8 protein-coding genes are annotated in these 13,051 nt (G+C 70.1%); 3 read left to right on the top strand and 5 right to left on the bottom strand.

What is annotated here, in order from left to right; translation table 11 throughout:
- Positions 1 to 110: 110 nt before the first annotated feature.
- On the top strand, positions 111 to 4,274 hold the full coding sequence (locus ZRA01_RS02750; protein ID WP_141349232.1) for a PAS domain S-box protein: 4,164 nt from the start codon (positions 111 to 113) through the stop codon (positions 4,272 to 4,274).
- Between the two features lie 15 nt (positions 4,275 to 4,289).
- Here ZRA01_RS02750 and mnmH read toward each other — a convergent pair whose 3' ends face one another.
- Positions 4,290 to 5,348: a tRNA 2-selenouridine(34) synthase MnmH gene (mnmH, locus tag ZRA01_RS02745; protein ID WP_141349231.1), complete on the bottom strand. Its 1,059-nt coding sequence runs from the start codon at positions 5,346 to 5,348 to the stop codon at positions 4,290 to 4,292.
- A gap of 34 nt (positions 5,349 to 5,382) precedes the next feature.
- On the opposite strand from mnmH, the gene selD reads away from it, so the two are divergent.
- Positions 5,383 to 6,432 carry a selenide, water dikinase SelD gene (gene selD, locus ZRA01_RS02740; RefSeq protein ID WP_141349230.1) on the top strand — a complete coding sequence of 350 codons (1,050 nt, stop codon included), beginning with the start codon at positions 5,383 to 5,385 and terminating at the stop codon, positions 6,430 to 6,432.
- Positions 6,433 to 6,602: 170 nt separating this feature from the next.
- On the opposite strand, the gene scpC is transcribed toward selD, so the two are convergent.
- On the bottom strand, positions 6,603 to 8,123 hold the full coding sequence (scpC, locus tag ZRA01_RS02735) for a succinyl-CoA:acetate CoA-transferase ScpC (RefSeq protein WP_141349229.1): 1,521 nt from the start codon (positions 8,121 to 8,123) through the stop codon (positions 6,603 to 6,605).
- A gap of 139 nt (positions 8,124 to 8,262) precedes the next feature.
- Here scpC and ZRA01_RS02730 point away from each other — a divergent pair, with 139 nt between their 5' ends.
- The gene (locus ZRA01_RS02730) at positions 8,263 to 9,162 is read left to right on the top strand and encodes a LysR family transcriptional regulator (RefSeq protein ID WP_141349228.1); all 900 of its coding nucleotides are present in this window, start codon (positions 8,263 to 8,265) and stop codon (positions 9,160 to 9,162) included.
- Positions 9,163 to 9,177: 15 nt separating this feature from the next.
- On the opposite strand, the gene ZRA01_RS02725 is transcribed toward ZRA01_RS02730, so the two are convergent.
- The 3 genes from ZRA01_RS02725 to ZRA01_RS02715 all read right to left on the bottom strand — a co-directional run bounded on the left by ZRA01_RS02725 (position 9,178) and on the right by ZRA01_RS02715 (position 12,895).
- Positions 9,178 to 10,518 (bottom strand): HlyD family type I secretion periplasmic adaptor subunit, encoded by a 1,341-nt coding sequence (locus tag ZRA01_RS02725; RefSeq protein ID WP_141349227.1) that lies wholly within the window; start codon positions 10,516 to 10,518, stop codon positions 9,178 to 9,180.
- Positions 10,511 to 12,238 (bottom strand): type I secretion system permease/ATPase, encoded by a 1,728-nt coding sequence (locus ZRA01_RS02720; protein WP_141349226.1) that lies wholly within the window; start codon positions 12,236 to 12,238, stop codon positions 10,511 to 10,513. The genes ZRA01_RS02725 and ZRA01_RS02720 overlap by 8 nt, the downstream gene beginning before the upstream one ends.
- Positions 12,239 to 12,304: 66 nt before the next feature.
- Positions 12,305 to 12,895: a PEP-CTERM sorting domain-containing protein gene (locus ZRA01_RS02715; RefSeq protein WP_170182887.1), complete on the bottom strand. Its 591-nt coding sequence runs from the start codon at positions 12,893 to 12,895 to the stop codon at positions 12,305 to 12,307.
- Positions 12,896 to 13,051: the final 156 nt, after the last annotated feature.

The following is a 13,051-nucleotide window of genomic DNA, read 5'->3' as shown; positions in this document are numbered from 1 at the left end:
CCCCACTGCCGTCAATCCTCGGTAGCGCCAGCCAGCATTGCTTCCGAGGCGATCACCACAACACCCAAGACACACGGGCCGGGCAAGACCGGCTGCAGGAGACCACGCCGGTGGCAGCAGCAACCCACATCGACCAGCGCCCCTTCACGCGGGCCTACGGGGGCTACCTCCTCGCCCTGCTGATCACCGCGCTGGTGCTCGCGCACCTCAGCTGGACCAGCTACCACGACGCCATCCGCCGCGCCGAGCTCAGCTCGGTCGGCCTCGCCCGGGTCAATGCCCTGGCGCTCGACACCGCCCTCAAGACAGCCGACATGCTGCTCACCCAGGCCGCCGAGATGCTGGCCCACCACAGCGACGACCCCGTGGCCCTGCAGCAGGCCTGGCGCCAGGAAGCCCGCCGGCTGCACGGCCACATCCGCTACATCCCGCAGATGAACAGCGTGCGTCTCTTCGATGCCCGGGGCGAGTTGCTGTTCTCCACCGAAGAGACGCCACGCCAGATCAACGTGGCCGACCGCGCCCACTTCCAGCGGGCCCACGACACCGTGCGGGACGAACTCGTCATTTCCGAGGTGGTCCGCTCGCGCAGCACCGACCGCGACGCCGTGGTGCTGCTGCGCGCCGTCCGTGCCGCCGACGGGCGCTTTCTGGGCGCCCTCAGCGCCCCCCTCGACCTCAGCTACTTCGAGCCCCTGCTGACCGACGCCCGGCTCGGCCCAGGCAGCGCCGCCGCCATCCGACGCGTCGACACCGGCACCCTGATCGTCCGCCAGCCCGCCGTGCCCGCCGACGCCGACCGCGCATCCACCGACCACCCCGCCCACCGGCTGATCCTCGCCGGCCAGGCCACCGGCAGCAGCCGCCACCTCAGCGAGCTCGACGGCATCGAGCGCATCATCAGCTTCCAGCGGCTCGAGCACTTTCCGCTCTACACCGTCGTCGGCATCGCCCGGGACACCGCCCTCGGCGACTGGTGGCGCCGCTCGCTGGCCTCGGCGGCCCTCGTCGCCGCGGCGCTGCTGTCGGTGGTGCTGTTCTACCGGCACATGGCGCGCAGCAAGCGCCTGCTCGAGAGCGTGCTCGAGGCCGCCTCCGAGGTGGCCATCATCGCCACCGACCGCAATGGCCGTGTAACCCTGTTCAACCGCGGCGCCGAAAACCTGCTCGGCCATCCGGCCGCCGACGCAGTCGGGCGCATGGGCCTGGCAGACCTCCACCTCCCGGAGCAACTGCGCCTGCGCAGCCTGGAGCTCACCCGCCAGCTGGGGCGGCCACTGACGGGCTTCGAGGCCCTCACCGCCATCGCCGACCGCCAGGGTGCCGAGCGGCGCCACTGCACCTACCGCCGTGCCGACGGCCGCTGCGTGCAGGTCTCGCAGATCGTCACCCCGATCGGCAGCACCCGACGGGCCGGCTACCTGTGCGTCGCCCAGGACATCGACGAGCAGAAACGCGCCGAGAGCCTCCAGGCCACCCAGAACGGCATCCTCGAGATGATCGCCACCGACGCGCCGCTGCCGCAGATCCTCGACCACCTCACCCTCGGCATCGCCTCCCAGGCCGCCGGCCTGCACTGCGCCATCCTGCTTCTCGACCCCAAGACGAACACGCTGCGCCACGCCGCCGGCACCCTGCCCGCGCCCATGATCCAGGCCCTCGACGGCCTCGCGATCGGCAGCGACGCCGGCTCTGCGGCGCCGGGCGCCTTCCTTCACGGCGCCCTCTTCGACGAGGACATCCAGGCCACGCCCCACTGGGCCCCGTTGCAGGCGGCGAGCCGGGGAGCCCGGATCAAGCGCATCTGGTCGGCCCCCGTCGTCGACGCCGGCGGCGCCCTGCTGGGCGTCTTCCTGCTGCTCGGCGCCCCATCGCGGCTGCCGCCGGCGGTGCTCCGGGGCCTGCTCGACATGGCCAGCCGCAGCGCCGCCATCGGCATCGGCAGCGCCCGCAGCACCGCCGCGCGCCAGGCCGGCGAGGAGCGCCTGCGCCTGGCCCTCGCCGCCGCCGGCATGGACGCCTTTGAATACCAGCCCGCCACCGACCACCTGCAGCACGACGGCGACATCACCCGGCCCTGGAAGCTGCCAGGCGAGTGCACCGGCGCCGCCTACATCGCCCACATCCACCCCGACGACCGCCCCGCCCTGCTCGACGCCCGCGCCCGCCTGCGCGCCGAGGCGCCGGACTACACCGCCCAGTACCGCCTGTGCAACGCCACCGGCCGCTTCATCTGGCTCGCCGAATGGGGCCGCGCCAGCTTCGACGCCAGCGGCCAGCTCGACCGCATCTTCGGCGTATGCCGCGACGTGAGCGCCCTCAAGGCCCTCGAAGACCAGCTGCTGCAGCACCAGCACCACCTCGAACACCTGGTGGCCGAGCGCACCGCCCAGCTGTCGAGCTCGGAAGCCCACATCCGCCTGATCCTCGAATCCACCGCCGACGGCCTGTATGGCGTCGACACCCAGGGGCGCACCACCTTCATCAACCCGGCCGCCTGCCGCATGCTCGGCCTCAGCCCGGAGCAGGTGATCGGCCAGTCCATCCACAAGCTGGTCCACCACCACCACGCCGACGGCCAGCCCTACTCCTCCCACGACTGCCCCACCAACCAGACCCTGCGCCACGGCAACGTCGTCACCATCACCGATGAAGTGTATTGGCACGCCGACGGCCGCCCGATCCCGGTGATCTACTCCACCCACCCGATGATCCGCGACGGGGCCATCGTCGGCGCGGTGGTCAGCTTCATGGACGTCACCGAGCGCCGCGCCCTCGAAGAAGCCCGCGAGGAAGCCCGCCAGGCCGCCGAGCGGCTGGCCCGCGTGAAGAGCGAGTTCCTGGCCAACATGAGCCACGAGATCCGCACCCCGCTCAACGGCGTGCTCGGCTTCGCCCGCATCGGCCTGCGCGACCACCCACATGATCCGGCTGGCCGGGTGTTCGCCAACATCCTCGAATCTGGCAAGCTGCTGCTGGGCGTGGTGAACGACATCCTCGACTACTCCAAAATAGAGGCCGGTAAGATGCAGCTCGAAGAAGTCCCGGTCGACCTCCACCTCCTCCTGCGCAACGCCGTCGAGGCCCAGCGCGAGCGGGCCGAGGCCAGGCAGCTCCAGATCACCGTCGACATCGCCCCCGAGCTGCCCGCCGTATGCCGCAGCGACCCGCTACGCCTCGGCCAGATCCTCGGCAACCTGCTCTCCAACGCGATCAAGTTCACCGAACACGGCCGGGTAACCCTCAGCGCCCGGCGTGATGGCGCCGAGCTGCTGCTGGCCGTCGCGGACACCGGCATCGGGATGAGCGAGGCCCAGCTCGGCCAGATCTTCCAGGCCTTCGAGCAGGCCGACAGCTCCACCACCCGCCGCTTCGGCGGCACCGGGCTGGGGCTCGCGATCACCCGCAGTCTGGTGGGGCTCTTCGGCGGCAGCATCGTTGCCGAGAGCACGCCCGGCCAGGGCAGCCGCTTCGAAGTCCGGATCCCCTACCACCCCGAAACCACCCCCGCGCCTCAACCCTGCGCCGGGCACGCCAGCGCCGAACCGGGCGCGCGCCTCGAGGGGCTGCACATCCTGGCCGCCGAGGACAACGAGGTGAACCAGCTGGTGCTCCAGGAAATCCTGGAGGGCGAAGGCGCCCGGCTCGAGATGGTCGACAACGGCGAAAGCGCCGTCGAGCGCATAAAAGCCGCCGGCCCGGCCGCCTTCGACGTGGTGCTGATGGATATCCAGATGCCGCAGATGGACGGCTACGAGGCCGCCCGGCGCATCCGCGCGATCGCCCCGGGCCTGCCCATCATCGGCCAGACCGCCCACGCGATGGCCGAAGAGAAGGCCCGCTGCCTGGAGGCCGGCATGAACGCCCACGTGGCCAAGCCCATCGACCTCGACATCCTCGTCGGCACCATCCTCGAGCACGTCCGGCCGGCCGCCGCCGTGCCCACCGAAACGCCGCTGATCGATCGCAGCAGCCTGGCCGCCCATTACCCCGGCCGGCCCGACTTCGTCGCGCGCCTGCTCGGCGTGTTCGCCGCCAGCAACGCCGACACCGCCCGGCGCATCGACGAGGCCGCTGCCGCCGCTGACTGGGCAAGCCTCGCCGAACTGGCCCACGCCCTCAAAGGCTCGGCGGGCAACATCTCGGCGCCTGAGCTCAGGCAGCAGGCCGCCGTCACCGAAGCCGCCGCGCGCGATGGCGCGGCCGACACCGGCCACCACGCCACCCACCTCGCCGAGCTGCTGCGCCGCTGCCTGGGCGAGATTGGAAGCTGAGCGAAACCCGAACCGTCAGCCCGCCGCCGCGAGCCCCTGCGCCGCGGCAGCCAGGGCCGGCGCGTCGAGGGACGCCAGCGGCAGCAGGTGCGCCGCCTCCAGCCGGCGGTAAAGCCCCTCGCCGCCGCGCTTGTAGGCCGGGTCGTAGTGCATGCTCACCAGCTCTTCCGCCAGCTGGCGCCAGGTGCCGGCCTCGACCAGCGCCTGCCAGCCGCCGACCCGCTCGTGGCCGTGCTGGGGCACCAGCCGCGCCAGTTTTTCGTTAAAGGCGGCCGGATCGGCGATGAGGTCGGCGTAGCGCTCCAGCAGGTGATCCACCCGCGCCTCCAGCGGCGCCTGCACCAGGGTGCACTCGCCGTCCCGCAGGCACTCGAAGAGCACGCCGGGCACATGCAGGCGCCCGACGCGCCGGCTCTCGGACTCGGCCCACACCGGGCGGGCCGGGTCGAAGCCGCGCAGGGCCGACCACAGCTGCGTCTCGAAGGCCTTCTGGCCGGGCTGGCTGGTATTGGGCGCGCCCCCCAGCACCGAGCCCCGATGGCAGGCCAGCCCCTCGAGGTCGAGCACCTGGGCGCCCGCGGCCGCCAGCGCGTCGAGCAGCGCCGTCTTGGCGCTGCCGGTGGGCCCGCACAGGATGTTGAAACGCAGGGCCGGCGGCAGCGTGTCGAGCTCTTCGAGCACCCGCTGGCGGAAAGCCTTGTAGCCCCCGTCGAGGCGCCGCGCCGGCCAGCCGATCTGGCCCAGCACCACGGTCATCGCGCCGCTGCGCTGGCCGCCGCGCCAGCAGTAAATCAGTGGTTTCCAGCCCCTCGGCTTACTGAGAAAATGCGTCTCGATGTGCCGCGCGATGTTGCGCGACACCAGCGCCGCCCCCACCTTCTTTGCCTCGAAGGGCGACACCTGCTTGTAGAGGGTGCCCACCCGGATGCGCTCCTCGTCGTCGAGCACCGGGCAGTTGATCGCCCCGGGGATATGGTCTTCGGCAAACTCTGCCGGCGAGCGGACGTCGATGATGGTATCGAACTCGTCGAGCCGGTCGAAGCCGACGGAAAAGGGAGCGGGATGGGCGGACACGTTTGAACCGATTGATTGAACTGGAAAACTTGAGATGACCGAAGCACCTCTGCGACTCACCGAATTGTCTCACGGCGGCGGATGCGGCTGCAAAATCGCCCCCGCCGCGCTGGCCGAGATGCTCGCCCACATGCCCGCGGCCCAGCCCTTCGCCAACCTGCTGGTGGGCACCGAAACCGCCGACGACGCCGCCGTCTGGAAGCTCAACGACCAGCAGGCCCTGATCGCCACCACCGACTTCTTCATGCCCATCGTCGACGACCCCTTCGACTTCGGGCGCATCGCCGCCACCAACGCCCTCTCCGACGTCTACGCGATGGGCGGCACGCCGATCATGGCGCTGGCCATCGTCGGGATGCCGGTGGGCAAGCTGCCGCTGTCGGCCATCGGGCGCATCCTCGAGGGCGGCGCCAGCGTGTGCGCCGAGGCCGGCATTCCGGTGGCCGGCGGCCACAGCATCGACTCGCCCGAGCCGATCTACGGCCTGGTGGCGCTGGGCCTCGCCCACCCCGACGTGATCAAGCGCAACCGCGACGCCAAGGATGGCGACGTGCTGATCCTCGGCAAGCCGCTCGGCGTCGGCATCCTCGGCTCGGCGATGAAGAAGGGCGTGCTGGATGCCGACGGCTACGCCCAGATGCTCGCCGCCACGACCCGCCTCAACAAGGTCGGGCCGGCGCTGGCGGTGCTGCCGGGCGTGCATGCCCTCACCGACGTCACCGGCTTCGGCCTGCTCGGCCATCTGCTCGAGATCTGCCGCGGCGCCGGGCTGGCGGCCAAGGTGTCGGCCGCGCGGCTGCCGGTGATGCCGGCGGCGGTGGGCTTTGCGAAACAGGGCATAGGCCCCGGCGCCATCGGGCGCAACCTGGCCAGCTACGGGCTGTCGGTGAACTTCGAAGAAGGTGTCGAGGAGTGGCAGCGCAGCGTGATGGCCGACGCCCAGACCAGCGGCGGCCTGATGGTGGCCTGCGACCCGGCCTCGGCGGACGAGGTGCTGGAAGTGTTCCGCCAGGGCGGCTTCACGGACGCCACGGTGATCGGCCGCATGGAAGCCGGCCTGCCGAAGGTGCATGTGAGCGCCTGAGCGTGGGCCCGGCGCCGCGTTCCGCGGGGGAGAAGCACGGAACGCGGCGGCTTGGCCGGCAAGGTGCAGGCATTGAAGCGGGCTCCGGCTCGAAGGGCACTTTCAAGGCCGGAGCGGCCGGGAGCGCGGCCTGCGCGCGCTCCGGTTAGAGGTAAATCAGAACGGCAGGATCAGGCCGGCACGGCCTCGGGCTGGCGCTGCTGCTCAAGCATCGAGCCCGTGCCCTCGAAGCGCAGGTGCCAGGCAAAGGCCTCCTGCAGCAGGTGCGGCGTGTGGCCGCCGCGGCGGCTGGCGCGGGCAAAGTAATCCCACAGCAGGTCGCGGTAGAGCGGGTCGGCGCAGTTGTAGATGATCTGCCGCGCCCGCTCCCGCGGGGCCAGGCCGCGCAGCTCGGCGAGGCCGTGCTCGGTGACGATGATGTCGGTGTCGTGCTCGGTGTGGTCCACATGCGAGACCATCGGCACGATGCTCGAGATCGCCCCGTGCTTGGCCACGGCCTTGGTGACGAACACCGACAGGTGCGCGTTGCGGGCGAAGTCGCCCGAGCCGCCGATGCCGTTCATCATGTGCGTGCCGCCCACGTGGGTGGAGTTCACGTTGCCGTAGATGTCGCACTCCAGCGCGGTGTTGATGGTGATCAGGCCGAGGCGGCGGATCACCTCCGGGTGGTTGCTGATCTCCTGCGGGCGCAGCACCAGACGGCTCTTGTAGCGCTCGATGTCGCCCAGCACGCGCTCGTAGGTGTCCTTCGAGAGGGTGATCGACGAGGCCGAGGCGAAGCTCAGGCGGCCGGCGTCGAGGAGCTCGATGGTGCTGTCCTGCAGCACCTCCGAGTACATCTTGAGGTCGCGGAAGGGCGAGTCGAGCATGCCGTGGAGCACCGCGTTGGCGATGGTGCCGATGCCGGCCTGCAGCGGCTGCAGCGCCGGCGACAGGCGGCCGGCCTTGACCTCGTGGGCCAGGAAGTCGTTCAGGTGGCCGGCGATGGCCCGCGTCTCGGCGTCGGGCGGCAGCACGTTGGACGGGCTGTCGGCCTTCTGGGTGACGACGATGGCGACGATCTTTTCCGGGTCCACCGGAATGTAAGGCAGGCCGATGCGCTGCGCCGGCGAGATCAGCGGGATCGGCAGGCGGTGCGGGCGGTAGGTGGGGATGTAGATGTCGTGGAGCCCTTCGAGGCCCAGCGGCATGGTGAGGTTGATCTCGACGATGATCTTCTTGGCCAGCACCGCGAAGCTCGCCGAGTTGCCCACCGAGGTGGTCGGCACGATGCCGCCGTTCTCGGTGATCGCGGTAGCCTCGACCACCGCGATGTCCACCGGCGCGATCTGGCCGGCGCGCAACTGCTCGACGGTCTCGGACAAATGCTGATCGATGAACATCACCTCGCCGGCGTTGATCTTGCGGCGCAGGGTCGGGTCGGACTGGAACGGGATGCGGCGGCTGATCACGTTGGCGTCGGTCAGCACCTTGTCGATGTCGTTGCCCAGCGACGCGCCGGTCATCAGGGTGATCGACAGCGGCTCCCGGGCCGCTCGCTCGGCCAGCGCGAAGGGCACCGCCTTGCAGTCGCCGGCCCGCGTGAAGCCGCTCATCCCGACGGTCATGCCGTCGGCGAACAGCGCGGCGGCGGCCTCCGGCGACATGATGCGGTCCCGCAGGCGGGGCAGGCGAATTCGATCGATGGGCATGGCTTTTTCTCCGTTCCTGTATGTTGTGTCGCGCGCTTCGGCGGGCGCATCGGCGCGACTATACGCGCGGCAGGCAATGCACTTTATGACTTAAAATCCTGCCATTCAGTCGTTTTTTTCATGGATTACGGAGCCCGGAATGGACCTGCGCGCCCTCCGCTATTTCATCGAGACCGTCCGCCACAACAGCTTCACGCTGGCTGCCGAGGCGCTCCACGTCACCCAGTCGACGGTCAGCAAGATGGTCCGCCAGCTCGAGGACGAAATCGGCCAGCCGCTACTGATCCGCGACGGGCGCCAGCTGCGCCTCACCGACGTGGGCAAGGTGGTGTTCGCGCGCGGCCAGGACGCCGTCGAGGGCATGCGCCGGCTGACGCGGGAGGTGGCCGATCTCACCGAGCTCAGCCGCGGCGAGCTCACGGTGGGCATGCCGCCGATGGTCAACCTGCTCTTTCCGCCGGTGGTGAAGCGCTTCTGCGAGCGCCACCCGGCGATCCGCCTGACCCTCGAGGAGGCCGGCGGGCAGCGCATCGAACAGCGGGTGGCGGCCGGCGAGCTGGAGGTGGGCGCCACCCTGCTCCCGGTGGCCCCGGCGCTCGGGCTCGCCACGCGCAGCTTCGGCCGCTACCCGCTGCAGGTCGTCGGCCCGCGCCACGCCGCCTGGGCGCGGGCAAGCGGCCCGGTGAGCCTGGCCGCGCTGCGCGACGAGGCGCTGATCCTGCTGGAGGATGACTTCTCGCTGACCCGGCGGATCCGCGAGGCCTTCGGCGACGCCCACTTCGAGCCGCGCGTCGCCGCCCGCAGCGGGCAGTGGGATTTTCTGGTGGCGATGGCCGCCGCCGGCCTGGGCAGCACGCTGATGCCGGCGCCGCTGCTGACGCGGCTCAACATCGGGCCGGAACTGGCGGTGCGCCCGCTCGCCGAGCCGGCCCTGGACTGGCACGTGGCCCTGATCTGGAAGCCCGGCCACTACATGTCCCACGCCGCCCGAGCCTGGCTGCGGGTGTGCGAGGAAGTGCTCGCCCAGCCGCAGCGCTGACCTGCCGGCCGCGGCTCAGCGCTCCCGCCAGGCGCGGTTGAAACTGTCGGCCAGCGGCTGGAACAGGTAGCCGAGGAAGGTCCGCTCGCCGGTGATGATGAACATGTCGGTCTGCATGCCCGGCTGCACCTTCTGCTCACCGAGGCGCTTCAGCTCGTCCGGCGGCACCGAGGCCTTGACGATGAAGTAGCTCATCTCGGTGCGCGGGTCGACCACCGCGTCGGCCGACACGTACTGCAACGCGCCCTTCAGCTCGGGCGTCGTGCGCGAATTGAAGGCGTGCAGCTTGATGCCCACCTCCTGCCCCAGCGCCACCCGGTCGATGTCCGGCGGCAGCACCTTGCCCTCGACGATCAGCCGGTCGGAGCTCGGCACCACCTCCATCACCACCTCGCCCGGCCCGATCACGCCGCCGGCGGTATGCACCTTGAGGTCGGTCACCGTGCCATCGACGGGCGCCCGCAGCTCGGTCTGCTCGAGGGTGTAGCGGGTCGCGCTCTCCTTCTCGATCAGCTCGAGGTTCTCGGCCTGCACCTTCTTGAGCTCGGCCACAACTTCCTCGTGGAAGGCTTTTTTCACCTGGAACTTCTTGAGTTCCTTCTCGCTGATCGCCGTGTTGGCCGAGGCCACCTTGGACGCCAGCTCATCGCGCTCGCCCTTCAGGCGGGTCAGGTCGCGCTCGGTGGCGCGGAGCTTGGTTTTCTCGACCATGCCCTGACTGGCCAGCGCCTGCAGCCCGTCGAGTTCGCTCTTGATGCTGGCGGCCTGCTCTTCCTTCGAGCGCTGCTGCGACAACAGGCCCGAGATCTCGCTGCGCAGCGCGCCGATCTGCCGCTCGAGAATGCCCACCTCGCCCACCCGCGACGAGCGCCGGGCGTTGAAGAGCGACTCCTGGGAGCGCAGGATCTCGGCGATCTGCGGCTCACCGGCCCGCGCCGCGAGCGCCTTGGGGAACACGATGCCGGGCTTCTCGTCGCGCTCGGCCTCCAGCCGCGCCTGGGTCGCCAGGGCCACCTCGCGGCCGCCGCGCACCACGCCGTAGGCGGCGCCGGCCTTGGTCTCATCGAGCCGCACCAGCACGTCGCCGGCCTTGACCAGGCTGCCGTCCCTGACCAGGATCTCCTTCACCACCCCGCCCTCGGGGTGCTGGATTTTTTTACGGCTGCTGTCCACCTTGACCGCCCCCTGGGCCACCACCGCCGACGACAGCGGCGCCAGCGACGACCACAGCAGCGCCACCCCGAAGGTGCCGGCCAGCACTGCGTAGCCGATGCGGTTCCAGCGCTTCGCCTCGGCGACGGCCTTCTCTTCGCCCACCACCAGGGCGGCCTCGAATTCACGGGCAAGTTCAGACATGGGCAGCACCTCCGGCTTCCTGGGGCAGCCCCTCCGGCCGCGCCACCACGCGGCGCGTGATCTGCGGCATCACCTCGGAGGTCGGCCCGAAATTGACGATCTGCCCCTTCAGCACCACCATCAGCTGATCGGTGCCGCCGAGCACCGCCGGGCGGTGGGCGATCACGATCACCGTGGCCTGGCCGCGCAGGGCCTCCATGGCCTGGCGCACCGCCGCCTCGCCCTCGGCGTCGAGGTTGGAGGTGGGCTCGTCAAGCACGATCAGCGGCGGCCGGCCGTAGAAGGCCCGCGCCAGGCCGATGCGCTGGCGCTGGCCGCCCGACAGATTGACCCCCGCCGGCCCGATCGGCGTGTCGTAGCCCTGGGGCAGCTCGAGGATCACCTGATGGGCGCCGGCCAGCCGGGCCGCGTCGACTACCTTTTCGGCGTCCACCTCGCCGAAGCGGGCGATGTTCTCGGCCACCGTGCCGGGGAACAGCTCGATGTCCTGGGGCAGATAGCCGATGTGGGGGCCGACGTCCTCGCGGCTCCAGTCGGAGATGCTGGCGCCGTCGAGGCGCACCACCCCGCTGCCCGGCCTCCACACCCCCACCGCAAGCCGCGCCAGCGTGGACTTGCCGGCCGCGCTGGGCCCGGTGATGCCGAGCACCTGCCCCGCCTCCAGCGTGAAGCTGAGGTTGCTCACCGTAAACTTGCGCAGATCGGGCGGCCCGCCGGAAACGCCGTCGAACACCAGCTTGCCCTCGGGCTTGGGCAGCGCCATCGTCGGCGCGTCGGCTGCGTCGTTGCCGAAGCCCTTGAGCAGCCGCCCGTAGGATTCGCGGGCCATCAAGAACGCCCGCCAGCCGCCGATCGCCGCCTCGACCGGCGCCAGCCCGCGGCCCATGATGATGGACGAGGCGATCATCACGCCGCCGGTGCACTCCTGCAGGATCACCAGCCAGGCGCCGACGCCGAGGATCGCGATCTGCAGGAAGAAGCGCAGCGCCTTGGCCACCGCCGCCACGTTGGCCGCCCGGTCGCTGGCCACACCCTGCAGGCCGATACCCAGGTCGTGCCGCTTGCGCCACAGGGCGGTGAGGCCGGGCAGCATGCCCATCGCGCGGATCGCCTCGGCGTTGCGCGCCGACACCTCGGCAAACTGGGTGCCGGCGGCCATCTGCTTGCCCGCCTCTCCCAGGGGTTCGCGGGTCGAGCGCTCGTTCCACAGCGCCAGCAGGAAGAGCAGCACGCCACCCACCAGCGCCACGTGGCCGAGCCACGGGTGGAGCAGATAGACGAGGCCGATGTAGATCGGCATCCACGGCGCGTCGAGCAGGCTGAGGATCTGCGCGCCGGTGAGAAAGCCGCGCAGCTGGTCGAGGTCGCGCAGGGCCTGGGCACTGCGCCCGCCGCTGAGGGTGCGGATGAACACGAGGCCCGAGAGCTGCGCGTCGAAGCGCGCCCCGAGGCGCACCAGCAGCCGCGAGCGCACAACCTCGAGGGCCGCCAGCGTGGCCAGACAGGCCGCGGCAAAGAGCGTGAGGTAGAGCAGCGTCGGCCCGCTGCGCGAGGCCAGCACCCGGTCGTACACCTGCATCATGTAGATGGACGACGTCAGCGTCAGCAGGTTGATGAACAGGCTGAAAAAGCCGACCCGCTTCAAGAGCCCCAGGGCACATTCGAGCGCCTGCCCCATCGGCGTGTCGATGCGGGGCCGTTCGAGTCCGAGAAATGACACGATGATTCCTCGATCAAAAAAACAAGAGCCGGACGCGGCCGGCTCTTTTGGTGGGCTGTCTGAGGCTCAGCCGCGTTTGCGCGAGGCGGCTCGCGCGGCCAGGCCTGCGAGGCCAAGCAGGGCCAGCGTGCCGGGCTCGGGCACCACGCCGCCGTTGCGGGTGCCTTCGAGGCTGAAGGCCAGCAGCGGCGCGCCGGCCGCATCAAGGCCCGCCCCCTGCCAGAACCAGCTGACATCATCATTCATGTTGGCAAGCGCGATCTCGGTGGCGGTCAGAGGGGCGTCGGCAACGTCAAGGGTGTATCTGACGAGCGGCCGGCTGGTGTTGGGAAGATTGCTGCCGAAGTCGAGGGTCAGATTGCCGGCCACCACGGAGCCGTCGAGGTAAACCTCGAAGCTCTCTACAGTGCCCGGGTAGGGGTTGGGGTCATAGGCCGGGTTACGGTAGCCCCACCAGACGATCTTCTCAAGGGTGACGTTGCCCAGCGACGGAATGCTCTGGAACAGCAGCGGCTCGCCGGTGACGACGGGATTGTTGGCGCTTTCGCCGGTCGCATCTGCAGTGGGCGCCTGCTGGTAGAGCACTTCGGCAAAGGCACCGCCGCTGGCCAGCAGGCACGCCGCCAGGGCGATGGAAGAAACGAGCTTTGAAGACATGACTGACTCCGATGAGATTTTCCGACACATATGCAATTCTGATGCCAGAAAAACTTTTCAATCAATTCAACAACTTTGCTAAAAAAAGCAAAGCCTGTGTAAAAAAAACCGACAGCGCCCGGGAAATTCCCCGGGGGCTGCGCGATTCACCCGTCG

Source organism: Zoogloea ramigera (assembly GCF_006539865.1).
Taxonomy (GTDB): domain Bacteria; phylum Pseudomonadota; class Gammaproteobacteria; order Burkholderiales; family Rhodocyclaceae; genus Zoogloea; species Zoogloea ramigera.
The sequence above is the reverse complement of the archived record's forward strand: the minus strand, read 5'-3'. Positions and strand labels throughout refer to the sequence as shown.